Annotated in this window: 19 protein-coding genes; 14 read left to right on the top strand and 5 right to left on the bottom strand. The window is 60.5% G+C overall.

Translation table 11 applies throughout. The features are described 5' to 3' along the window. The first annotated feature begins 143 nt into the window (after positions 1-143). The 9 genes from rpsF to AC3ITA_RS02615 all read left to right on the top strand — a co-directional run bounded on the left by rpsF (position 144) and on the right by AC3ITA_RS02615 (position 13,312). Positions 144-566 carry a 30S ribosomal protein S6 gene (gene rpsF, locus AC3ITA_RS02575; protein ID WP_008048087.1) on the top strand — a complete coding sequence of 141 codons (423 nt, stop codon included), beginning with the start codon at positions 144-146 and terminating at the stop codon, positions 564-566. A gap of 28 nt (positions 567-594) precedes the next feature. Then, the gene (gene rpsR, locus AC3ITA_RS02580) at positions 595-825 is read left to right on the top strand and encodes a 30S ribosomal protein S18 (protein WP_002551829.1); all 231 of its coding nucleotides are present in this window, start codon (positions 595-597) and stop codon (positions 823-825) included. A gap of 36 nt (positions 826-861) precedes the next feature. Continuing rightward, a complete protein-coding gene (locus AC3ITA_RS02585) occupies positions 862-1,755 on the top strand; it encodes a YybS family protein (protein ID WP_095945453.1) in 894 nt (297 codons plus the stop codon). Positions 1,756-1,774: 19 nt separating this feature from the next. Continuing rightward, positions 1,775-2,221, top strand: coding sequence for a 50S ribosomal protein L9 (gene rplI, locus AC3ITA_RS02590; RefSeq protein WP_034149636.1), 447 nt, complete (start codon positions 1,775-1,777; stop codon positions 2,219-2,221). 120 nt (positions 2,222-2,341) lie between these two features. Further along, positions 2,342-3,739 carry a replicative DNA helicase gene (dnaB, locus tag AC3ITA_RS02595; RefSeq protein WP_053153720.1) on the top strand — a complete coding sequence of 466 codons (1,398 nt, stop codon included), beginning with the start codon at positions 2,342-2,344 and terminating at the stop codon, positions 3,737-3,739. Positions 3,740-3,929: 190 nt separating this feature from the next. Beyond that, a complete protein-coding gene (locus tag AC3ITA_RS02600; protein ID WP_489279335.1) occupies positions 3,930-6,233 on the top strand; it encodes a YgiQ family radical SAM protein in 2,304 nt (767 codons plus the stop codon). Positions 6,234-6,571: 338 nt separating this feature from the next. Further along, complete coding sequence (locus AC3ITA_RS02605; protein ID WP_489279337.1) at positions 6,572-9,847, top strand: transglutaminase family protein; 3,276 nt, start codon at positions 6,572-6,574, stop codon at positions 9,845-9,847. An 88-nt stretch (positions 9,848-9,935) separates the two neighbouring features. After that, on the top strand, positions 9,936-12,422 hold the full coding sequence (locus AC3ITA_RS02610) for a circularly permuted type 2 ATP-grasp protein (protein WP_489279339.1): 2,487 nt from the start codon (positions 9,936-9,938) through the stop codon (positions 12,420-12,422). Continuing rightward, positions 12,422-13,312: a transglutaminase family protein gene (locus tag AC3ITA_RS02615; RefSeq protein ID WP_095945450.1), complete on the top strand. Its 891-nt coding sequence runs from the start codon at positions 12,422-12,424 to the stop codon at positions 13,310-13,312. The genes AC3ITA_RS02610 and AC3ITA_RS02615 overlap by 1 nt, the downstream gene beginning before the upstream one ends. Positions 13,313-13,466: 154 nt before the next feature. Here the strand turns inward: AC3ITA_RS02615 and AC3ITA_RS02620 are convergent, their stop codons facing one another. Both AC3ITA_RS02620 and AC3ITA_RS02625 read right to left on the bottom strand, forming a co-directional pair. Beyond that, positions 13,467-13,646, bottom strand: coding sequence for a hypothetical protein (locus tag AC3ITA_RS02620; RefSeq protein ID WP_095945449.1), 180 nt, complete (start codon positions 13,644-13,646; stop codon positions 13,467-13,469). 68 nt (positions 13,647-13,714) lie between these two features. Next, positions 13,715-14,302, bottom strand: coding sequence for a cytokinin riboside 5'-monophosphate phosphoribohydrolase (locus tag AC3ITA_RS02625; RefSeq protein WP_095945448.1), 588 nt, complete (start codon positions 14,300-14,302; stop codon positions 13,715-13,717). 344 nt (positions 14,303-14,646) lie between these two features. Between AC3ITA_RS02625 and azu the strand changes: the two genes are divergently transcribed. Next, positions 14,647-15,093: an azurin gene (gene azu / locus AC3ITA_RS02630; RefSeq protein WP_095945447.1), complete on the top strand. Its 447-nt coding sequence runs from the start codon at positions 14,647-14,649 to the stop codon at positions 15,091-15,093. Positions 15,094-15,266: 173 nt separating this feature from the next. Here the strand turns inward: azu and nadE are convergent, their stop codons facing one another. The 3 genes from nadE to AC3ITA_RS02645 all read right to left on the bottom strand — a co-directional run bounded on the left by nadE (position 15,267) and on the right by AC3ITA_RS02645 (position 18,442). Continuing rightward, the gene (gene nadE, locus AC3ITA_RS02635; RefSeq protein WP_414928638.1) at positions 15,267-16,094 is read right to left on the bottom strand and encodes an NAD(+) synthase; all 828 of its coding nucleotides are present in this window, start codon (positions 16,092-16,094) and stop codon (positions 15,267-15,269) included. 4 nt (positions 16,095-16,098) lie between these two features. After that, positions 16,099-17,325, bottom strand: a complete 1,227-nt coding sequence (gene pncB / locus AC3ITA_RS02640; protein WP_489279340.1) for a nicotinate phosphoribosyltransferase — start codon at positions 17,323-17,325, stop codon at positions 16,099-16,101. A gap of 205 nt (positions 17,326-17,530) precedes the next feature. Further along, complete coding sequence (locus tag AC3ITA_RS02645) at positions 17,531-18,442, bottom strand: LysR family transcriptional regulator (protein ID WP_489279342.1); 912 nt, start codon at positions 18,440-18,442, stop codon at positions 17,531-17,533. Between the two features lie 174 nt (positions 18,443-18,616). On the opposite strand from AC3ITA_RS02645, the gene amaB reads away from it, so the two are divergent. The 4 genes from amaB to AC3ITA_RS02665 all read left to right on the top strand — a co-directional run bounded on the left by amaB (position 18,617) and on the right by AC3ITA_RS02665 (position 24,207). Then, positions 18,617-20,107, top strand: coding sequence for an L-piperidine-6-carboxylate dehydrogenase (gene amaB, locus AC3ITA_RS02650; protein WP_489279344.1), 1,491 nt, complete (start codon positions 18,617-18,619; stop codon positions 20,105-20,107). A gap of 166 nt (positions 20,108-20,273) precedes the next feature. Then, positions 20,274-21,557, top strand: a complete 1,284-nt coding sequence (gene amaA / locus AC3ITA_RS02655) for an L-pipecolate oxidase (RefSeq protein WP_095945443.1) — start codon at positions 20,274-20,276, stop codon at positions 21,555-21,557. A 362-nt stretch (positions 21,558-21,919) separates the two neighbouring features. After that, positions 21,920-23,053: an ABC transporter substrate-binding protein gene (locus AC3ITA_RS02660; protein WP_008048115.1), complete on the top strand. Its 1,134-nt coding sequence runs from the start codon at positions 21,920-21,922 to the stop codon at positions 23,051-23,053. Between the two features lie 239 nt (positions 23,054-23,292). Further along, on the top strand, positions 23,293-24,207 hold the full coding sequence (locus tag AC3ITA_RS02665) for an ABC transporter permease subunit (protein WP_008048116.1): 915 nt from the start codon (positions 23,293-23,295) through the stop codon (positions 24,205-24,207). Positions 24,208-24,210: the final 3 nt, after the last annotated feature.

Below are 24,210 nucleotides of genomic sequence, written 5' to 3' on the forward strand. Positions count from 1 at the left end.
GCCTCCCTCGCCCCTTCTCTACAATTGCGCCCCTTGCTGTGATGGCAGGCACCAACGTGTCTAGCGTCCGCAAGTCCATAAGTGTCATTCACTCCTTGTCTGACCGCTTTTGAGCGGCAGGCTACAACCCGTAAGGAGCATTCATGCGTCATTACGAAATCATCTTTTTGGTCCACCCGGATCAAAGCGAGCAAGTCGGCGGCATGGTTGAGCGTTACACCAAGCTGATCGAAGAAGACGGCGGCAAAATCCACCGTCTGGAAGATTGGGGCCGTCGTCAACTGGCCTACGCAATCAACAATGTTCACAAGGCTCACTACGTGATGCTGAACGTTGAGTGCACTGGCAAGGCCCTGGCCGAGCTGGAAGACAACTTCCGCTACAACGATGCAGTGATCCGTAACCTGGTCATCCGTCGCGACGAAGCCGTTACCGGCCAGTCCGAGATGCTCAAGGCTGAAGAAAACCGCAGTGAGCGCCGTGAGCGTCGCGACCGTCCTGAGCACGAAGGCGCTGAAAGCGCTGATAGTGATGACAGCGACAACAGCGATAACGCTGACGAGTAATCCACGGACCTTTTAAGGAGCCAATTACATGGCACGTTTCTTCCGTCGTCGTAAATTCTGCCGCTTCACCGCTGAAGACGTGAAAGAGATCGATTACAAAGATCTCAACACTCTGAAAGCCTACGTATCCGAGACCGGCAAAATCGTTCCAAGCCGCATCACCGGTACCAAAGCTCGTTATCAGCGTCAGCTGGCCACCGCTATCAAGCGCGCCCGCTTCCTGGCCCTGCTGGCCTACACCGACAGCCACGGCCGCTGAGACCGGGCAGTCGACACGTAGCAAAGGATTGAATGCATGCGGGCCATAGCTGAGTTCATCATGCGCGGCCGTATGCAGGCCACTCTCGTAGTGGCTGGATGCGCGGCATTGCCGTTGTTGTATTGGTTGGGTGCTGCCGCCGGATGCCTTGTGCTCCTGCGGCGCGGATTGAGGGACGCCCTGGGCGTTCTTGCTCTGGGACTGCTGCCGGCATTGGCCTGGTGGCTTTACTCCGACGACCCACGGGCACTTCTGGTGCTACTGGGGTCTGCGAGCCTTGCGTTGGTTTTGCGCGCAAGCGAGTCCTGGAACCGCGTGCTGCTGGTCAGCATAGCGATGGGAGTGGTGTTTTCAGTGGTGTTGGGGACAGCTTTTGCTCCCCAGATCGAGATGCTGGCGCAGGCTTTGATCAAAGTCATGCCGTCGCTACTCGGCGATGTCTACCAGAAGTTGTCGGTAGACGAACAAGCGCGTTTCGCGTCCCTGATTGCACCGGTCCTGACCGGCCTGATTGCGGCTTTGTTGCAAATCGTCAGCTTGCTGAGCCTGCTTGTCGGGCGCTACTGGCAGGCGTTGTTGTACAACCCGGGCGGTTTTGGTCGCGAGTTTCGCGCCATCCGCATCCCGCTGTTGCCGGCGATGTTGCTGCTGGCGTGCATGCTTCTGGGGCCGAATTTCGGTTCACAGATGGCCATGTTGACGCCGTTGTGCAGTGTACCGCTGGTGTTCGCCGGGCTGGCCCTGATTCACGGGCTGGTGGCGCAGAAGCGACTGGCCAGGTTCTGGCTGGTGGGGTTGTACGTGACGCTGTTGCTGTTCATGCAACTGATCTATCCGTTGCTGGTGGTCCTGGCCATCGTCGACAGCCTGATTGATTTTCGCGGTCGTTCGGCACCGAAAGATGCCGATAACGCGAACGGTGAAGGTTAAAAGTTAAGAGGATTTTCACATGCAACTGATCCTTCTGGAAAAAGTCACCAACCTGGGCAACCTGGGTGACAAAGTGAACGTTAAGGCTGGTTACGGTCGTAACTACCTGCTGCCTTACGGCAAAGCTACCGCTGCGACCCCAGCCAACCTGGCTGCGTTCGAAGAGCGTCGCGCTGAGCTGGAAAAAGCTGCAGCAGATCGTAAATCGTCGGCTGAAAGCCGCGCTGCCCAACTGGCCGAGCTGGAAGTGACCATCACTGCCACCGCTGGCGACGAAGGCAAGCTGTTCGGTTCGATCGGTACTCACGACATCGCTGACGCACTGACCGCCTCCGGCGTTGAAGTGCAGAAGAGCGAAGTTCGTCTGCCGAACGGCACCATCCGCAACGTAGGCGAATTCGACGTAGCCGTGCACCTGCACGCCGAAGTTGAAGCCACCGTACGCGTTGTCGTGGTAGCAGCTTAAGCAGCACTTGTCGGCTGGCACCCTCGGGTGCTTGCCGGTAACATCGGGCACGATCCTGTTTACAGGTCGTGCCCTTTGTCTTTCTGGCATCCCCGTTTTTACATCTGATTCCAAGTGGCCATGAACGAAATCTCCGCTCCCGAGCAATACGATCTGCAAACCGCCGCGCTGAAAGTGCCGCCGCATTCCATCGAAGCCGAACAGGCTGTACTCGGTGGTCTGATGCTGGACAACAACGCCTGGGAACGCGTGCTCGATCAAGTCTCCGACGGCGATTTCTATCGACATGATCACCGTCTGATTTTCCGGGCGATCGCCAAGCTGGCCGATCAGAACTCCCCGATTGACGTCGTGACCCTTGCCGAACAACTGGACAAGGAAGGTCAGACGTCGCAGGTGGGTGGCCTCGGTTACCTTGGCGAACTGGCGAAAAACACACCGTCCGTCGCCAACATCAAGGCTTATGCGCAGATCGTCCGTCAGCGCGCGACGTTGCGCCAACTGATCGGCATCAGCACCGAGATCGCCGACAGCGCCTTCAACCCGGAAGGTCGCACTGCCGAGGAGATCCTCGACGAAGCGGAACGCCAGATCTTCGCGATTGCCGAGGCCCGGCCGAAAACCGGTGGCCCGGTGGGTGTGAACGATTTGCTGACCAAGGCCATCGATCGCATCGACACGCTGTTCAACACTGACAACGCCATTACCGGCCTGTCCACTGGCTATACCGATCTTGATGAAAAGACCAGCGGCCTGCAGCCGGCTGACTTGATCATCGTCGCCGGTCGTCCGTCGATGGGTAAAACCACCTTCGCGATGAACCTGGTGGAAAACGCCGTACTGCGCAGTGACAAGGCTGTTCTGGTGTATTCCCTCGAGATGCCAGGCGAATCGCTGGTCATGCGTATGCTGTCGTCCCTCGGTCGGATCGACCAGACCAAGGTGCGTTCCGGTCAGTTGGAAGATGACGACTGGCCGCGCCTGACCTCGGCGGTGAATCTGCTCAATGACCGCAAGCTGTTCATCGACGACACCGCCGGTATAAGCCCGTCGGAAATGCGTGCGCGTACCCGACGTCTGGCGCGTGAACACGGTGAGATCGGCCTGATCATGATCGACTACCTTCAGTTGATGCAGATTCCAGGTTCCGGCGGCGACAACCGAACCAACGAGATTTCTGAAATCTCGCGCTCCTTGAAAGCCTTGGCCAAGGAGTTCAACTGCCCGGTGGTGGCGCTGTCCCAGCTCAACCGTTCCCTCGAGCAGCGACCGAACAAACGGCCGATCAACTCCGACCTCCGGGAATCCGGAGCGATCGAGCAGGACGCCGACGTGATCATGTTCGTTTACCGCGACGAGGTGTATCACCCGGAAACCGAGCACAAGGGCATCGCCGAAATCATCATCGGCAAGCAGCGGAACGGCCCGATCGGCTTTATCCGCCTGGCGTTCATCGGTAAGTACACGCGCTTCGAGAACCTGGCGCCGGGTAGCTACAACTTCGACGATGACGAATAAGTTTTTCATCGCCTGACCTGGCCTCATCGCGAGCAAGCTCGCTCCCACAGGTTCGGTGTGATCCTTGTGGGAGCGAGCTTGCTCGCGATGAGGTTGCCACAATTTCCGACCACAGCCGTCGGAATTGGTCAAAATTTGTGCTATATTCCGCGCCCGCGAAATTCAATGAAAGCCAACACCGGTTATCGACATGCAAGCAGCCAAGCCGTTATTTGACTATCCCAAGTACTGGGCCGAATGTTTCGGGCCAGCGCCGTTCCTGCCCATGAGCAGGGAGGAGATGGATCAGCTCGGCTGGGATTCCTGCGACATCATCATCGTCACCGGTGATGCCTACGTCGATCACCCGTCGTTCGGCATGGCGATCATCGGCCGGCTGCTGGAGTCCCAGGGCTTCCGCGTCGGGATCATTGCCCAGCCGAACTGGCAGTCCAAAGACGACTTCATGAAGCTCGGCGAGCCGAACCTGTTCTTCGGTGTCGCGGCCGGCAACATGGACTCGATGATCAACCGCTACACCGCGGACAAGAAAATCCGTTCCGACGATGCCTACACGCCGGGTGACCTGGCCGGTAAGCGTCCGGACCGCGCCAGCCTGGTCTACAGCCAGCGCTGCAAGGAAGCCTATAAACACGTGCCGATCGTGCTCGGCGGCATCGAAGCTTCCCTGCGCCGCATCGCCCACTACGACTACTGGCAGGACCGTGTGCGCAACTCGATCCTGATCGACGCCAGCGCCGACATCCTGCTTTACGGCAACGCCGAGCGTGCGATTGTCGAAGTCGCCCAGCGCCTGTCCTACGGTCACAAGATCGAAGACATCACCGATGTGCGTGGCACCGCGTTCATTCGTCGTGACACGCCACAAGGCTGGTACGAAGTCGACTCCACGCGCATCGACCGTCCGGGCAAGATCGACAAGATCATCAACCCGTACGTCAACACCCAGGACACCCAGGCCTGCGCCATCGAGCAGGAAAAAGGTCCGGTTGAAGATCCGCAGGAAGCCAAGGTCGTACAGATCCTGGCCAGCCCGCGCATGACCCGCGACAAGACCGTGATTCGTCTGCCGTCGGTGGAAAAGGTCCGCAACGACGCGGTGCTCTACGCCCACGCCAACCGCGTGCTGCACCTGGAAACCAACCCGGGCAACGCCCGTGCGCTGGTGCAAAAGCATGGCGAAGTCGACGTCTGGTTCAACCCGCCACCGATTCCGATGACCACTGAAGAAATGGACTACGTGTTCGGCATGCCTTATGCGCGCATTCCGCACCCGGCGTACGGCAAGGAGAAGATCCCGGCCTACGACATGATCCGCTTCTCGGTGAACATCATGCGTGGCTGCTTCGGCGGCTGCACCTTCTGCTCGATCACCGAGCACGAAGGCCGGATCATCCAGAACCGTTCCCACGAGTCGATCATTCGCGAGATCGAAGAGATTCGCGACAAGGTCCCGGGCTTTACCGGCGTGATCTCCGACCTCGGCGGCCCGACCGCGAACATGTACCGCATCGCGTGCAAGAGTCCGGAAATCGAATCCGCGTGCCGCAAGCCTTCGTGCGTGTTCCCTGGCATCTGCCCGAATCTGAACACCGACCACTCGGCGCTGATCCAGCTGTACCGCAGCGCCCGTGAGTTGCCGGGTGTGAAGAAGATCCTGATCGCTTCCGGTCTGCGTTACGACCTCGCGGTCGAGTCGCCGGAATACGTTAAAGAGTTGGTGACCCACCACGTCGGTGGTTACCTGAAGATCGCCCCGGAACACACCGAGGAAGGTCCGCTCAACCAGATGATGAAACCGGGCATCGGCAGCTATGACAAGTTCAAGCGCATGTTCGAGAAGTACTCCAAGGAAGCGGGCAAGGAGCAGTACCTGATTCCGTACTTCATCGCCGCCCACCCGGGCACCACCGATGAAGACATGATGAACCTGGCCCTGTGGCTCAAGGGTAACGGCTTCCGTGCCGACCAGGTGCAGGCGTTCTACCCGTCGCCGATGGCCACCGCCACCGCGATGTACCACTCGGGCAAAAACCCGCTGCGCAAGGTCACCTACAAGAGTGACGCGGTGACCATCGTCAAGAGCGAGGAGCAGCGTCGTCTGCACAAGGCGTTCTTGCGTTATCACGACCCGAAGGGCTGGCCGATGCTGCGCGAGGCACTGACTCGCATGGGCCGAGCCGACCTGATCGGGCCGGGCAAGAACCAGTTGATTCCATTGCACCAGCCGTCGACTGACAGCTACCAGAGCGCCCGTCGCAAGAATTCGACGCCGGCCGGTAGCCACAAGGTTGCAGGGGAAAAGACCACCAAGATCCTGACCCAGCACACCGGCCTTCCACCACGTGCCAGCGATGGCGGCAACCCGTGGGACAAGCGCGAACAGGCCAAGGCGGCGGCATTCGCCCGCAATCAGCAGGCGGCCAAGGAGCGCAAGGATGCGGCCAAAGGCAAGGGGCCAAAGCCGACACGCAAGCCGGTCGTGCCGCGCTAAGCCGCGCCCCCGCTGAACAGAACGCCAACCTTCGGGTTGGCGTTCTGCATTCAAGGCTTGAGAAAATGTACTGGAGCTACTGGCCTCATCGCGAGCAGGCTCACTCCTACAATGAAATGCGTTCCCCTGTAGGAGCGGGCTTGCCCGCGAAGAGGCCGGAACTGCCAAGCAATTTCTGACGGATCGCCACATTTACGTGCACCTGCGTCAAACCATTTTCCGCATCGCCCGATTTTGGTGCTGTACTGCCTCAGGCAACCGAAGAAAGCGCCAGCGCTGCTGGATGGCATAAGTCTTGCGCGCTTTTGAATACGCTTAGGGCTCGCAGGAGGCACGCCGTGTCGATTCATGTCGCATTGCACCACGTTACGCATTACCGCTATGACCGCGCTGTCGAGCTCGGCCCACAGATCGTTCGTCTGCGTCCCGCTGCCCACAGCCGCACGCGGATTCTGTCCTATGCGCTGAAAGTCTCCCCTGAACAGCACTTCATCAACTGGCAGCAGGACCCTCAGGGCAATTACCTGGCGCGGTTGGTGTTCCCGGAAAAAACCGAAGAATTGCGAATCGAGGTCGATCTGCTGGCGGAAATGGCGATCTTCAATCCGTTCGACTTCTTTCTCGAACCCTACGCGGAAAAGATCCCCTTCGCCTATGCCGCGGATGAGCGCAAGGAGCTGGCGCCGTACCTGGAAACCCTGCCCCTGACGCCGAAGTTCAAGGCTTACCTGGACGGCATTGACCGCACGCCGTTGCCCGCCGTGGACTTTCTCGTCGCGCTCAACCAGCGTTTGAGTGAAGACATCGACTACCTGATCCGCATGGAGCCCGGCGTACAAACGCCTGAGCACACCCTCGACCAGGCGTCCGGTTCGTGCCGCGATTCCGCCTGGTTGCTGGTGCAACTGCTGCGCAACCTGGGGCTGGCGGCGCGTTTCGTGTCGGGCTACCTGATCCAGCTGACCGCCGACGTCAAAAGTCTCGACGGGCCGTCCGGCACCGAAGTGGATTTCACCGACCTGCATGCCTGGTGCGAGGTATACCTGCCCGGCGCCGGCTGGATCGGCCTGGATGCGACCTCCGGGCTGTTTGCCGGTGAAGGACACATTCCGTTGGCCTGTAGTCCCGATCCGTCCTCTGCGGCGCCGATCAGCGGCTTGGTGGAACCCTGCGAGTGTGAATTCAGCCACGAAATGTCCGTGGAACGGATTTGGGAGGCGCCACGGGTCACCAAGCCCTACACCGACGACCAGTGGCTGGCGATCCAGACCCTGGGCCGTCAGATCGATGCCGACCTGCTGGAGGGCGATGTGCGCCTGACCATGGGTGGCGAGCCGACCTTTGTGTCCATCGATGACCCGGACGGCGCCGAATGGAATACCGCGGCACTGGGACCGGATAAGCGACGGCTGTCCGCCGAGCTGTTCCAGCGCATGCGCAAGCACTACGCGCCCCAGGGGCTGGTGCATTTCGGACAGGGCAAGTGGTACCCCGGCGAGCAACTGCCGCGCTGGTCGCTCAATTGCTACTGGCGCCGTGACGGCGTGCCGATCTGGCACAACAGCGCACTGATCGCCGACGAGCAGCAAGACTACGGTGCCGACGGCGCGCTGGCCGGGCGTTTCCTGGCGAGCGTCGCCGAACGCCTTAAGATTCCGACACGCTTTGTGTTCCCAGCCTACGAAGACAATTTTTATTACCTCTGGCGCGAAGGCATGCTGCCGCAGAACGTCAGTGCCGAAGACTCGCGTCTGGAAGAACCGCTGGAACGGGCACGCCTGCGCAAAGTATTCAGCCAAGGCCTGGACAAGGTCATCGGCCAGGTCCTGCCGCTGGCGCGCACCGCCAAGGGTGATCAGTGGCAGAGCGGGCGCTGGTATCTGCGCGACGAGCACTGCCGACTGGTGCCGGGTGATTCGCCGCTGGGTTATCGCTTGCCATTGGGTTCGCAACCGTGGGTGAAGGCGGCGGAGTATCCGTTCATTCATCCGCAAGACCCGAATCAGGATTTCCCGCCGCTGCCCGATACCACGCAACTGCAAAGCAAAAACGAAGCTGCCGAGGTGCAGGAGCGTGCACCGAAGATTGACGAATCCGCCGACTGGCTGACCCGCACCGCCTTCTGTGCCGAGGCGCGGGAAGGCCGGTTGTATCTGTTCATGCCGCCGCTGGAACGGGTCGAGGACTACCTTGAACTGGTCGCCGCCATCGAAGCCACCGCCGAAGAGTTGCTGTGCCCGGTGTTGCTGGAGGGCTATGAGCCGCCGAGCGATCCGCGCCTGAGCAACTTGCGCATCACTCCGGACCCGGGGGTGATCGAGGTCAACGTACAGCCGTCCGCGACCTGGGATGAACTGGTCGAGCGCACCGAATTCCTCTACGAACAAGCGCGCCAGACCCGGCTGACCACCGAGAAGTTCATGATCGACGGCCGGCATACCGGCACGGGTGGCGGTAACCATTTCGTGCTGGGTGGCGCGACACCGGGGGACTCGCCGTTTCTGCGTCGCCCGGATCTATTGCGCAGCCTGATCAGTTACTGGCACAACCACCCGTCGCTGTCCTACCTGTTTTCCGGTTTGTTCATCGGCCCGACGTCCCAGGCGCCCCGTGTCGACGAAGCGCGCAACGATGCCTTGTACGAACTGGAGATCGCTTTCGCGCAGATGCCTGAAGCGGGCGAGGAATGTCCTCCATGGTTGGTGGACCGGCTGCTGCGCAATCTGCTGATCGATGTGACCGGCAACACCCACCGCGCCGAGTTCTGCATCGACAAGCTCTATTCGCCGGACGGAGCCACCGGGCGCCTCGGGTTGCTGGAGCTGCGCGCGTTCGAGATGCCGCCCCATGCACGCATGAGCCTGGCGCAACAACTGTTGCTGCGGACGCTGGTCGCGCGGTTCTGGCGCGAGCCCTATGCACCGCCGAAACTGGCGCGCTGGGGCACGGAGCTGCACGATCGCTTCCTGTTGCCGCACTTTATCGAGCAAGACTTCGCCGATGTTATCGTCGACCTCAACGCCGCCGGTTATCCGGTGCGGGCCGAATGGTTCGCCGCGCATCTGGAGTTCCGTTTTCCCAAGGTTGGCGACTTCGCCGTCAGTGGCATTGCGCTGGAACTGCGTCAAGCCCTCGAGCCCTGGCATGTGCTGGGCGAAGAGGGCGCTGTGGGCGGTACGGTGCGTTACGTGGATTCGTCGCTGGAGCGTTTGCAGGTCAAGCTCAGCGGTCTACCGCCCCAGCGTTATCTGCTGACCTGCAACGGCATCCCGGTGCCATTGCAGCCCACGGGGCGTGTAGGCGAATTCGTCGCGGGCGTGAGATTTCGTGCCTGGCAACCGGCCAACTGTCTGCAACCGACCATCCCGGTTCACGCGCCGCTGGTGTTCGACCTGCTCGACACCTGGATGCAGCGCTCGCTGGGCGGTTGTCAGTACCACGTCGCCCATCCGGGCGGGCGCAACTATGACAGCTTGCCGGTCAATGCCAATGAAGCGGAGAGCCGGCGGATGGCGCGCTTCTTCCGCATCGGACACACGCCAGGGAAACTTCCTGTACCTAAACTGGAAATCAACGACGAGCTACCAATGACACTCGATTTGCGACGTTTCTAAACCGTACGCGACGCTCGGATTTTTCGTATATCCGGGTGTCACGAGCCTGCGTTAGTCTGACCGTTCATTGCTGTCTGCCGAGTTTTCCATGCCTGACCTGCTAGACCGCTACCCGCTGACGGCGGGCACCTATCACGAACTGCTCGACGACAGTGGTGCCGTGCGCCCGCACTGGCGCCGGCTGTTCGAGCAGTTGCAACGCAGCACGCCGGCGCAACTGGTGCAGCGTCAGGCCCTGCTGACCCGGCAGATTCAGGAAAACGGCGTTACCTATAACGTCTATGCCGACCCGAAGGGCGCGGACCGGCCGTGGGAGCTGGACCTGCTGCCCCATGTCATCGCGGCCGATGAGTGGCAACAGTTGTCGGCCGGCATTGCTCAGCGGGCGCGATTGCTCAATGCCGTGCTGGCTGACCTTTACGGCCCGCAACGGCTGGTTGCCGAAGGTCTGCTGCCCGCCGAGCTGGTGTTCGGTCACAACAACTTTCTTTGGCCCTGTCAGGGCATCAGCCCGCCAGACGAAGCCTTTCTGCATCTGTATGCCGTGGACCTGGCGCGCACACCCGATGGCCGCTGGTGGGTGACGGCGGATCGTACCCAGGCGCCTTCGGGAGCCGGGTATGCGCTGGAAAACCGTACGATTGTGTCCCGGGCCTTTCCCGAGTTGTACCGCGATCTGAAAGTGCAGCACCTGGCCGGGTTCTTCCGTACCTTGCAGGAAACCCTGGCCCGTCAGGCCCCGAGTGACGGGGACGCGCCGTTGGTCGTGCTGCTGACGCCGGGGCGTTTCAACGAAAGCTATTTTGAACATCTGTATCTGGCCCGCCAACTCGGTTATCCGCTGGTGGAGGGCGGCGACCTGACGGTGCGCGACGCCACGGTCTATCTGAAGACCCTGAGTGGCCTGCGTCGGGTCCACGCGATCATGCGTCGACTCGATGACGATTTCTGCGATCCGCTGGAGCTGCGTACCGACTCAGCCCTCGGCGTGCCGGGCCTGCTGGAAGCCGTGCGGCAGGGGCAGGTGCTGGTGGCCAACGCCCTCGGCAGCGGTGTGCTGGAGTCGCCCGGTTTGTTGGGTTTTCTGCCGAGGATCAATCAATTCCTGTTTGGCGAAGAGCTGACCCTGCCGTCCATTGCCACTTGGTGGTGTGGCGAAGCGCCGGTTCTGGCCCAGGCCCTGGAGAAGCTTCCGGAGTTGCTGATCAAACCGGCGTTTCCGTCCCAGAGTTTTGCTCCTGTATTTGGCCGTGATTTGAGTGAAAAGCAGCGTCAGGAACTCGCCGAGCGCATGCAGGCGCGTCCATACGCCTATGTGGCGCAAGAGCTCGCACAATTGTCTCAGGCGCCGATCTGGCAAGCCGAAGGCGGTCAACTGCAACCCCGTGCCATCGGCATGCGCGTGTATGCGGTGGCCAGCCGCGAGGGATATCGGGTATTGCCCGGTGGCTTGACCCGGGTCGCCGCCCAAGCCGATGCCGAAGTGGTGTCTATGCAGCGCGGCGGCGCCAGCAAGGACACCTGGGTGCTGGGCGAACGTGCGCCCAGCGGCGAACAATGGAAGGCCCAGCGCAACATCGGCGTGCATGACCTGGTGCGGCGCGATCCGTACCTGCCGTCGCGAGTGGTGGAAAACCTGTTCTGGTTCGGTCGTTACTGCGAACGTTGCGACGACAGTGCCCGCTTGCTGCGCATCATGCTGGCGCGCTATGTCGACGGCGACGACCCGCAAGCCTTGCAGGCTGCGGTGGACCTCGGCGAACGGCTGATGCTGCTGCCCGAGGAGGGCGAGTTGCCGGAGCGCCTGTTGGCGGCGTTGCTCGGCGATGACTGGCCGTTCAGCCTGCGTTCCAACCTGCAACGCTTGCAGTGGGCGGCTTCACAGGTGCGTGGCAAACTCTCGCGGGAAAACTGGCAGGCGCTGGTGGAGTTGCAGCGCGAAGCCATGGAGCTGGAAACCGAAGAGCCGGATTTCGGCGAGTTGCTGGATTTCCTCAACCGTCTGGTGATGTCCCTGGCGGCGCTGTCCGGCTTTGCCCTGGACGACATGACCCGGGACGAAGGCTGGCGTTTCCTGATGATTGGCCGGCGGATCGAGCGCCTGCAATTTCTCAGCGCCAGCCTGGCGGCGTTCCTTCGGGGCGCCGGGGCTTTCGACCAGGCCGGGCTGGAATGGCTGCTGGAACTGGGCAACAGCAGCATCACCTACCGTTCTCGCTACCTGGCGGTGGCGCAGATGATTCCGGTGCTCGACCTGCTATTGCTCGACGAGCAGAACCCTCACGCCGTGTTGTTCCAGTTGAAACTGGTGACCCGCACCCTCAAACGCCTCAATGATGACTTTGGCGTGCCGCGCGAAGCAGCGCTGCCGCAATTGGTCGAGCGTCTGGCGCGATTCGATCTGGGCTGCCTGGAAAACCCGCTGTTCGGCGACGCCAGTGTTCGCGCCGCCATCGAGGGGCTGGCCGCGCTGCTGCAAGAGATCGCCGATGCCAGCGGGCAGGTTTCCGATCGCCTGGCGCTGCGGCATTTCGCCCATGTCGATGATGTCAGCCAGCGCACGGTGTCCGTCTGATGAGCGCCCACTACCAGATTTTTCACGACACCCATTACCACTACGACAGCCCGGTGTCCCTGGCCCAGCAACTGGCGCATTTGTGGCCACGGCCTTGTGCCTGGCAGCGCTGCACCGACCGGCAATTGCAGATCAGCCCGCAGCCGACCTCGCGTCGCGATGAACTGGATGTGTTCGGCAATCCGTTGACCCGGCTGGCGTTCGAGCGTCCCCACGACGAATTGCTGGTCAACGCCAGCCTGACCATTGAAGTGCTGCCCCGAGCTGCACTGGACTTCAATCTGTCACCCGCATGGGAAGAGACCCGTAGCGCGCTGACCTACAGCAGCCAACCGCTGTCGCCCGAATTGCTGGAAGCCTGCCGATACCGGTTTGAATCGCCGTATGTGCATTTGAAGAAAAACTTCGTCGAGTTTTCGCAAAGCTGTTTTCCGCCCGGTCGAGCGTTGTTGCTCGGCGTGCAGGCGCTGATGGAGAAAATCTTCAGTGAGTTCACCTTCGATGCCGAAGCGACCCAGGTGGCGACGCCGCTGGTGGAGGTGCTGGAGCGTAGGCGCGGGGTCTGCCAGGACTTTGCCCACCTGATGCTCGCTTGCGTACGCTCCAGAGGGTTGGCGGCGAGGTATATCAGCGGCTACCTGCTGACCCAGCCGCCACCGGGCCAGCCACGGCTGATCGGTGCCGATGCGTCCCACGCCTGGGTCTCGGTGTTTTGCCCGGTGCTGGGGTGGGTGGATTTCGATCCGACCAACAATGTGCAACCGGCGCTGGAGCACATCACCCTGGCCTGGGGCCGGGATTTTTCCGATGTGTCGCCGTTGCGGGGGGTGATTCTGGGGGGAGGGAACCATGACCCGGAAGTGCGCGTCACAGTGATGCCTCTGGATTAACGCAGGTCCCCTGTAGGAGCGAGCTTGCTCGCGAAAAACGATGGGGCACCGTGTTTCTACCGGTTTCCCGCGTCATCGTTAACGACCATCGCGAGCAAGCTCGCTCCTACAGAGGATCCGGTGGGCCTGATCAGGTTATCGGGCCCGGAGGTTCTCAGGCGTCGGGCGCCGAGTCTTTCGGTGCATCAACATCGTCTTCTGCCGACACTTCACCCTCAGGGTTCAGTGCCGCTTCTTCAGCTGTAGCTTTCTTGCGCTGAAGTTTTTCCTCTTTCTTCTGCTCCTTGGCCAAGTCTCTCTGACGTTTGGCGAAGGAATAATTAGGTTTAGCCATGGGCGATCCTCTGGGGTCGAAGGTGAGGTTGAGCGGCGCATATTCTGCCCTGTATCGGTGCCGAGCCGTTAGTTGGGTTTTTGCTCGGCCCATTTTGGCGCTACGGACGGTTGCCAGGCATCCAGAGCATCGATCAGGGTTTGCGGCGATTCGCTCACTTGCAGCATGTCACGGTGCTGCCCGCGAACGAAGCCTTCGCCGACGATATGATCGAGAAAAGACGTCAATTTGCTGTAGAAACCGTTCACTTCCAGCAATCCCAGCGGTTTTCCGTGGTAGCCGAGCTGGCCCCAGGTCCAGACTTCGAACAGTTCTTCGAGGGTGCCAAGGCCACCGGGTAGCGCGATAAAGGCATCGCTGAGCTCGGCCATCCGTGCTTTGCGCGCGTGCATGCCATCGACGACTTCCAGGCGAGTCAGGCCGCTGTGGCCGATTTCCTTGTCCTTGAGGCTTTGCGGGATGATGCCGATCACTTCACCGCCGGCCGCCAGGGCCGCATCGGCGACGATGCCCATCAGGCCCACGGCGCCACCGCCATACACCAGGGTCAGCTTGCGCTCGGCCAATGCCCGGCCAAGGGCCACGGCAGCTTCGCGGTAAGCCGGGTTGGTGCCGGTGCTGGCACCACAAAATACACAAACGGATGTTAAAGACATGCCTTGCTCCATGGTCGATCAGGGCCACAGAGTAAAGGCAGGCGCAGGGTACTCCAAGGGCTAGACTTCGAGTTCTGGCGTTTCGTACGTACCGCTGGCGCCGCAGGCGTAGGCGGCCAGCAAACTGCACAACAGGCTGTTGATCGACATGACAGACATTCCATTTGAAGGGGGACGGCCTGATGATAGGTCCGGGCCAGACACTTGGCCGGTAGATAATTTGCATCGGCCTCATAGCCCGAAAGTTGTATACAGTTTTTGATTCAAGTCATATGAACTTGCGAAGTTTTCAGGCAGTCTTCTGTTTATTCGCGATTTCGTTAACCCTGTCTTGGAGATTCACCATGTTTGCCAAACTTGTTGCGGTATCCCTGTTGACGCTGGCCAGCAGCCAATTGATGGCTGCCGAGTGCAAAGTCACCGTCGACTCCACCGACCAGATGTCTTTCGACACGAAGGCCATTGAAATCGACAAGAGCTGCAAGACGTTTACCGTGGAACTCAAGCACTCCGGCAGCTTGCCGAAGAACGTCATGGGCCATAACTGGGTGCTGAGTAAAGAAGCCGACATGCAGCCGATCGCCACCGACGGTCTGAGCGCCGGCATCGACAAGAACTACCTGAAAGAAGGCGACGCCCGCGTGATCGCCCACACCAAGATCATCGGCGCTGGCGAGACAGATTCGGTAACCTTCGATGTGTCCAAGCTCGATGCCGCTCAAAAGTACGGTTTCTTCTGCTCGTTCCCGGGCCACATCTCGATGATGAAAGGCACCGTGACTCTGAAGTAATCAGGCACGCCGCGTCATCGTTCTTCGCGAGCAGGCTCGCTCCCACAGGTACTGCGCCGTCAATGTGGGAGTGAGCCTGCTCGCGAAGGGGCCATCAGCATCAATGAATCTAATGGTCAAAGAAAAGCCCGCTGAGGATCACGCCTCAGCGGGCTTTTTCATTCACTCACGCCTCAAGGCGCAAACGGCATCACCCGCTTGTGATGGGTCTTGTTGTAGGTATCGACAATGATCTTGAACGCCTCTTCACGCACCGGCTCGCCGTGCAGGAACGCGTCGATCTCGGCGTAGGTCACGCCGTGGGAGGCTTCGTCCGGTTTGCCCGGCGACAGATCCTCAAGGTCAGCGGTCGGGACTTTCTCCACCAGCGACTCCGGCGCGCCGAAGCGGCGGGCGATAGCGCGGACCTGGTTTTTCACCAGACCACTCAGTGGCGCCAGGTCGCAGGCGCCGTCGCCGAACTTGGTGAAGAAACCCATCACCGCTTCCGCCGCGTGATCGGTGCCGATCACCAGGCCATGGGCCGCACCGGCGATGGTGTACTGGGCGACCATGCGCATGCGCGCCTTGGTGTTGCCGAGCACGAAGTCCACCGACACCGCGTGCTTGCCTTCGAAGGCCGCCACCTCATTGGCCAGGGATTTGACCGCCGGGCCGATGTTCACGGTGTGGCGCTCGTCCGGCTTGATGAAATCCACCGAAGCCTGGGCGTCGTGCTCATCGAACTGGGTTTCGTAGGGCAGGCGCACGGCGATGAACTTGTACGCGGCATCACCGCTGCGCTGACGCAGTTCCCGGACGGCCCGTTGGGCCAGCAGGCCGGCGGTCAGGGAGTCGACACCGCCACTGATGCCCAGCACCAGGGTCTTGAGCCCGGAGTTGACCAGGCAGTCCTGAATGAAGGTCACCCGCCGGGCGACTTCGGCCTCAAGGGCGGCTTCGTCGGCGAATGGCGGCTGGACCTTGAGCTGTTCAGCAATCTCACGCTGTACGGCTTGCATGAATTCACTCCTTGCTAGATGTACTTGAAAGGGCGGCAGGAACCTGGAAAACGTGTCGCAAGTAAGCGACGAAATTCGGGTCTTTACAGTGCGTCTTGCCTGGCTCGTCGGAGACCTTCGCCACCGGCTGGCCGTTGCAGGCGGCCATTTTAAGCACGATGCTCATCGGTTCGACACCCGGAATGTCACAGGTCAGGTTGGTGCCGATGCCGAAGCTGACATTTATCCGACCGCGCAGCGCCCGGAATATCTCCAGCGCCTTGGGCAGGGTCAGGCTGTCGGAGAACGTCAGTGTCTTGCTCATCGGGTCGATGCCGAGCTTGTGATAGTGGGCGATGGCTTTTTCCGCCCAGGCCACCGGATCGCCCGAGTCGTGGCGCAAACCGTCGAAAAGCTTGGCGAAAAACAGATCGAAATCGCCGAGGAAGGCATCCATAGTGATGCAGTCGGTCAGGGCAATCCCCAGCAGGCCACGGTATTCGCGGACCCAGCAATCGAGTGCGGCGATCTGGCTGTCGATCAGCCGCGGGCCGAGTTGCTGGTGCGCCATGATCCATTCGTGGGCCATGGTGCCCAGGGGTTTCATGTCCAGTTCCCGGGACAGGTGCACGTTGCTGGTGCCGACGAAGCGTCCGGGGAAATCGTGCTTGAGCACATTCACCACTTCTTCCTGCACCCGATACGAGAAACGACGACGCGTGCCGAAATCGGCCACCTGCAATTCGGATAATTCATCACTGCCGGCGTTGGCGCTCAGCCAGTCGAACTTGCGGTAGAGCTGCTCGCGGACCTGTTCCAGCACGACTTCTCGGTAGCGATAGCGGTTGCGCACCTCGCTGACCAGGGCCAGCAGCGGCACTTCGAACAGGATCACATGCAGCCAGGGGCCCCGCAGGCGGATAAACAGCTCACCGTTTTCGATGCCGGTATGGATATAGCGCAGGTTGAAGCGAAACAAACCGAGAAAACGCAGGAAGTCAGGCTTCAGGAAGCTGATGCGCTCCAGAAAGCTCAACTGATCGGCGCTCAGGCTCAGTTCGGACAGGCGCTCGATCTGGAATCGGATCTCCGCCAGGTACGGGCGCAAGTCCTCGCCGTTACGGCAACGAAACTCCCATTCGACTTCGACGTTCGGGTAGTTGTGCAGCACCGCCTGCATCATCGTCAGTTTGTAGAAGTCGGTGTCGAGCAGGTTCTGCACGATGCGATCGGCAAACACACTCTCGCTCATAACGGGAATCTCCAGCGTTGCTGCGGTATTGGACAATGGCGTTAGTGGCGCATATCAGTAGCAAGGAATGCCAGCGATTTTTTGGCCGCTGCAATTCCCCTGTGGGAGCGAGCCTGCTCGCGAATGCGGTTTGTCAGTCACATTGATGCTGGATGTGCCGACGCCTTCGCGAGCAGGCTCGCTCCCACAAGGAATGCGCCAAGGCTCAATGTTGTGGGGCATCCAGATTGTCGATCTGCTCCAGCATCCACTTCACAAAGTCCCGCACCTTGGGCACTTCCGCCGAGTGCTCCGGGTATGCAAGGTAATAGGCGTCCGTGCTGGGCATTGCATGCTGCCAGGGAATGACCAGCTTGCCGTCCGCCAGTTCCTCTTCCACCAGAAAGCGCGGCAGCAACGCTACGCCGCAACCGACCTGGGCGGCGCGGATGCACATATAAAAGGTTTCGAAGCGCGGGCCGTGGTAGCTGTGTTCGGTGTGGTAGCCCTGGTGGTCGAACCAGTCATGCCAGGCCTGAGGGCGCGAAGCGTTTTGCAGCAGGACCAGGTCAGTCAGTTGCGTCGGATCGGTAAACGGCGTGTCCGGCAGGCTGCCTGGGGCGCACACCGGCACCAGCTCTTCGCCGAACAGCTTCAGGCATTCGGTGCCGGGTCGCGAACCCTGGCCGAAGTAGAACGCCAGATCGCTGCGACCTTGCAACAGGTCGTCGGCTTCCTGTTCGCTGCACAGGTCCAGGTGGATCGACGGGTGCCGCAGACGCCAGCCTTTGAGGCGCGGCACCAGCCAGCGTGCGCCGAAGGTGGGAGGCGTCGAAACCCGCAGGACTTCTGTTTCGCCACCGTAGGAACGCAGGTAATGGGTCGACATCTCGACCTGCGTGAGGATTTTTCGTACCTCAACCAGATACAGATCGCCCGCCGGCGTCATCTGCAGGCGGCGGCGCACCCGGCGAAACAGCAGGTGTTGCAACAGCTCTTCGAGTTGCGCAACCTGTTTGCTTACGGCGCTTTGGGTCAGGTTCAACTCTTCAGCGGCCCGGGTGAAGCTCAAGTGCCGGGTGACGGCCTCGAAGCACTGCAATGCAGCGATCGATGGCAAGTAGCGTTTATTCAGCATGGGCGGTCCTTGGTTCTTGTTTCTTATTGCCAGCAATGCACAGCATGAATAAACGGAATGATATCTCTCTTAATGGTCGTTTGTTGAGTAACCTCCGGGCAGCTAAAACTACAGGTCTGATCAGCCGTGAATTTCCGGCTGCACGTGTTCTGTCTTTTGCTTGAGGAGTGACCCATGGTTGCCGCATTGCTTGATCGTCTAGGTGTGAACCCGGCCCTGTACCAGAACGGCAAAGTGCCGGTGCATTCGCCGATCGATGGCAGCACGATTGCTGCCGTGAACTGGGAAGGCGCTGCTGAAGTCGAGCAGCACATCAGTCGCGCAGATCATGCGTTCGAACTGTGGCGCAAGGTTCCTGCGCCGCGCCGTGGCGAACTGGTGCGGCAACTGGGTGACATCCTGCGTGAATACAAGGCCGACCTGGGCGAGCTGGTGTCCTGGGAGGCCGGCAAGATCACTCAGGAAGGCCTGGGTGAAGTTCAGGAAATGATCGACATCTGCGACTTCGCCGTCGGTCTGTCGCGTCAGCTGTACGGTTTGACCATCGCCTCCGAGCGTCCTGGCCACCACATGCGCGAAACCTGGCATCCGCTGGGCGTCGTCGGCGTGATCAGCGCATTCAACTTCCCGGTCGCGGTCTGGGCCTGGAACGCCACGCTGGCACTGGTCTGCGGCAACCCGGTGATCTGGAAACCGTCGGAAAAGACGCCACTGACCGCATTGGCCTGCCAGGCGCTGTTCGATCGCGTACTGAAGAATTTCAGCGACGCGCCAGCGCACCTGAGCCAGGTGATCATCGGTGGCCGCGATGCCGGTGAAGCGCTAGTGGATGACCCGCGTGTCGCGCTGGTCAGCGCCACCGGCAGCACCCGCATGGGCCGTGAAGTGGCGCCGAAAATCGCCGCGCGTTTCGCCCGCAGCATTCTGGAACTGGGTGGTAACAACGCAATGATCCTCGGCCCAAGCGCCGACCTGGACATGGCCGTTCGCGCCATCCTGTTCAGCGCCGTCGGCACTGCTGGTCAGCGTTGCACCACCCTGCGCCGCCTGATCGCCCATGAATCGGTGAAAGAAGAAATCGTCACCCGCCTGAAAGCCGCGTACTCGAAAGTACGGATCGGTCACCCGCTGGAAGGCAACCTGATCGGTCCGCTGATCGACAAGCAAAGTTTCGACAACATGCAGGATGCGCTGGAACAGGCCCTGAGCGAAGGCGGTCGGGTGTTTGGCGGTGAGCGTCAGTTGCAAGACAAGTTCCCGAATGCCTACTACGTGTCGCCGGCCATCGTCGAAATGCCGGAGCAGAGCGATGTGGTCTGCCACGAAACGTTCGCCCCGATCCTTTACGTGGTCGGTTACAGCGATTTCCAGGAAGCCCTGCGCCTGAACAACGCTGTGCCCCAAGGCCTGTCCTCGTGCATCTTCACCACCGACGTGCGTGAAGCCGAGCAGTTCATGTCGGCAGTAGGCAGCGACTGCGGCATCGCCAACGTCAACATCGGCCCGAGCGGCGCGGAAATCGGCGGCGCGTTTGGTGGCGAGAAAGAGACTGGTGGTGGTCGTGAATCCGGTTCCGATGCGTGGCGCGGCTACATGCGCCGCCAGACCAACACCGTGAACTATTCGCTGGAGTTGCCGTTGGCGCAGGGTATTACGTTCGATTGAATCTCTAATCGAACAACGATCCCCTTGTAGGAGCGAGCCTGCTCGCGAAAAACGTCAGAACAACGCGTTTATGCAGCAAGCACGCGTTATCGTTGGCGTCCATCGCGAGCAGGCTCGCTCCTACATTGAATGAATGTGTTTGTTGGGTTTCTGTTGGAGTCTGGCAATGCCGTTACGCGAAGAGTGTCTGTGGGAAAAACTGACGCCGCAAAGGCCGGACAATTCGGCCCTCAAGGGTGAGGTTTCGGTGGATGTCTGCGTCATCGGCGCCGGGTTTACCGGTTTGTCGGCGGCGGTGCATCTGCTGGAGCAAGGCAAGACCGTTTGTGTGCTGGAAGCCCATCGCGCCGGCCATGGTGGTTCGGGGCGCAACGTCGGGCTGGTCAATGCCGGGATGTGGATTCCCCCGGACGAGATCGAAGCCGGGTTTGGCGAGGCGGTTGGCAGCCAGCTCAACCGCATGCTGGGGGCGGCGCCTTCCCTGGTGTTCAGCCTTGTGGACAAGTACAACATCGATTGCCAGTTGCGCCGCGAAGGCACGCTGCACATGGCGCACAACGCCCGCGGCGAAGCCGATCTGCGCAGTCGTGAAGAACAATGGAAACGTCGCGGTGCGCCGGTGGAGTTGCTCACCGGTCAGGCCTGCGAGCAAGCCACCGGCACGAAAAAGATCGCCGCCGCGCTGCTCGATCGCCGCGCCGGCACGCTCAACCCGATGGCCTACACCACGGGGCTGGCCAAAGCGGCCATCGGCCTGGGCGGTCAATTATTCGATCATTCCCCCGTCACCCGACTCGAACGTCAGGGCCAGCGCTGGTCTGTGCAAACCGCCCAGGGCTCGGTCATGGCCGAAAAGGTGGTGATTGCCTCCAACGCCTACACCGAAGGCGACTGGACGGAGCTGCGGCGCAATTTCTTCCCGGGTTACTACTATCAGGTGGCCTCGGCCCCGCTGACCGAAGACGCCGCCCGGCAAATTCTGCCCGGTGGCCAGGGTTCCTGGGACACCCGCCAGGTGCTCAGCAGTATTCGTCGAGACAAAGACGGTCGCCTGCTGCTCGGCAGCCTGGGTAATGGCAATCAGAAGCCGGCCTGGTTCCTCAAAGCCTGGGCCGACCGGGTGCAGCAGCACTATTTCCCGTACCTCAAACCGGTGGAGTGGGAGTGCACCTGGACCGGTTGCATCGCCTTTACGCCCGATCATTTGATGCGTCTGTTCGAACCCGCGCCCGGTTTAGTGGCGGTCACCGGTTACAACGGCCGGGGCGTGACCACGGGAACGGTGGTCGGCAAGGCCTTTGCCGATTACCTGTGTAACGGAAATCCTCAAGCGCTACCGATTCCTTTCGCGCCCATGCAGCCGTTGGCCGGGGTGGGCTTGCGCAGCTGTCTGTATGAGGCGGGATTCTCGCTGTATCACGCAGGCCAGTGCCTGCGGATCGTGATCTGAAGGTTGATTTTTGCAGTGGGAAGCGGCGCTTTTTCGATCTGCAGCTAGCCTGTAGTGGTGCGGGTTGTAGCAGTCCCGCACCAGCAGTGTGCACTTCGGTGACGCACGTTGTTACAGGCTGGTTGCACGTCGTTTAAAGCTGCGGTTGCAATGATGGCGCAGGCGGGTTGCGCCTCAAAAAAATAATGGTTTTACCTTCCGCGGTCTAGACGGTTGCACGCCCAATGAAAATGGGATCGAAACAGTCGAAATAACAAGAAAGCAGCGACTTTTTTCAGAATAAAAAACCGATGGCACGGCCCTTGCTCTGAGCATTCAGTGAAGTTGTAGTGCCAATTAAAAAAACCAAGGAGCATCACCTCATGTCCCAGACGTTTTACAAGAAAGGCTTTCTGGCCCTCGCAGTGGCAACTGCGCTGGGTGTTTCTGCGTTTGCTCAGGCTGACATCAAGATCGGCGTAGCGGGACCAATGACAGGTGCCAACGCGGCATTTGGCGAACAGTACATGAAGGGTGCACAAGCGGCGGCCGATGCGGTCAACGCGGCGGGCGGGGTTAACGGGGAAAAAATCGTACTGGTCAAGGGCGATGACGCCTGCGAACCGAAACAGGCTGTGACGGTCGCCAAAGACCTGACCAACCAGAAAGTCGCCGGCGTGGTCGGTCACTTCTGCTCCTCGTCGACCATCCCGGCCTCCGAGATCTACGACGAAGCGGGCATCATCGCCATCACCCCGGGCTCCACCAACCCGGCCGTGACCGAGCGTGGCCTGAGCGCCATGTTCCGTATGTGCGGGCGTGACGACCAGCAAGGCATCGTGGCCGGCGACTACATCGTCGACGTGCTCAAGGGCAAAAAGGTTGTCGTGCTGCACGACAAGGACACCTACGGCCAGGGCCTGGCGGATGCCACCAAGGCTCAACTGGTCAAGCGCGGCGTAACGCCTGTGCTGTATGAAGGCCTGACCCGTGGCGAGAAAGACTTCAGCACCATCGTGACCAAGATCCGCGGCGCCGGCGCTGACGTCGTCTACTTCGGTGGTCTGCACCCGGAAGCCGGTCCTCTGGTGCGTCAACTGCGTGAACAAGGCCTGAAAGACGTCAAGTTCATGTCCGACGACGGCATCGTGACCGACGAACTGGTGACCACCGCTGGCGGTCCGCAATTCGTTGACGGCGTGCTGATGACCTTCGGCGCCGACCCACGCCTGCTGCCCGACAGCAAGACCGTGGTAGACGCCTTCCGCAAGGCCGGTACCGAGCCTGAAGGCTACACCCTGTACGCCTACGCTTCGGTCCAGACCCTGGCAGCAGCCTTCAACGGCGCCAAGTCCAACAAGGGCGAAGAAGCGGCTGCATGGCTGAAGAAGAACCCGGTCAAGACCGTCATGGGCGAGAAGACCTGGGACAGCAAGGGTGACCTGAAAATCTCCGACTACGTGGTTTACCAGTGGGACAAGGATGGCAAATACCACCAGCTGGAAAAACAGAAGTAAGGGCTGACTCGATCGGCTGACTCCACAGTTCCCCTGTAGGAGCGAGCCTGCTCGCGATGACGGACTGACAGGCAACTCATTCGTTGAATGTTAAACCGCTATCGCGAGCAGGCTCGCTCCTACAGAGAGCGGTGGTGTGTCGGCTGATCGTGGCTGACATTGCTCCGACGTAAATCTGTATTTTCCTTAGAAGAACCGCACAGCCACATGTGCAGGTTCTCATTGCGTGAGATTGCGTTATGGATGGTATTTTCCTGCAGCAACTGGTCAACGGCCTGACCCTCGGGTCGGTCTATGGCCTGATCGCCATCGGCTACACAATGGTCTATGGCATCATCGGCATGATCAACTTCGCCCACGGCGAGGTTTACATGATTTCCGCTTACCTCGCGGCAATCAGTCTGGCTCTGCTGGCTTACTTCGGTATCGAATCTTTCCCGCTGCTGATGCTTGGCACACTGATCTTCACCATCGTCGTCACGGCGGTGTATGGCTGGGTCATCGAGCGTGTCGCTTACAAACCACTGCGCAACTCCACCCGACTCGCACCGCTGATCAGTGCGATCGGTATCTCCCTGATCCTGCAAAACTACGCACAGATCTCCCAGGGCGCGAAGCAACAAGGCGTTCCAACTCTGCTCTCGGGTGCCTGGCGCGTTGATATCGGTACCGGTTTCGTTCAGTTGACCTACACCAAGGTCTTCATTCTGGTCGCAGCGTTCGTCGGGATGGCCGCGCTGACCTACATCATCAAGTACACCAAGCTCGGCCGCATGTGCCGTGCAACCCAGCAAGACCGCAAGATGGCTTCGATCCTGGGGATCAACACCGATCGGGTGATTTCCTACGTGTTCATCATTGGTGCAGCGATGGCGGCCCTGGCCGGCGTGCTGATCACCATGAACTACGGCACATTCGACTTCTATGCCGGCTTCATCATCGGGATCAAGGCGTTCACCGCCGCGGTGCTCGGCGGGATTGGCTCGCTGCCCGGCGCGATGCTCGGCGGGATCATTCTGGGGATTTCCGAGTCGCTGTTTTCCGGTCTGGTGAACTCGGACTACAAAGACGTTTTCAGCTTCTCGCTGCTGGTCCTCGTTCTGGTCTTTCGGCCTCAAGGCCTGCTCGGCCGTCCTCTTGTGTCGAAGGTGTAAGCG

The sequence above is a fragment of the Pseudomonas sp. GL_090 genome (assembly GCF_057837765.1).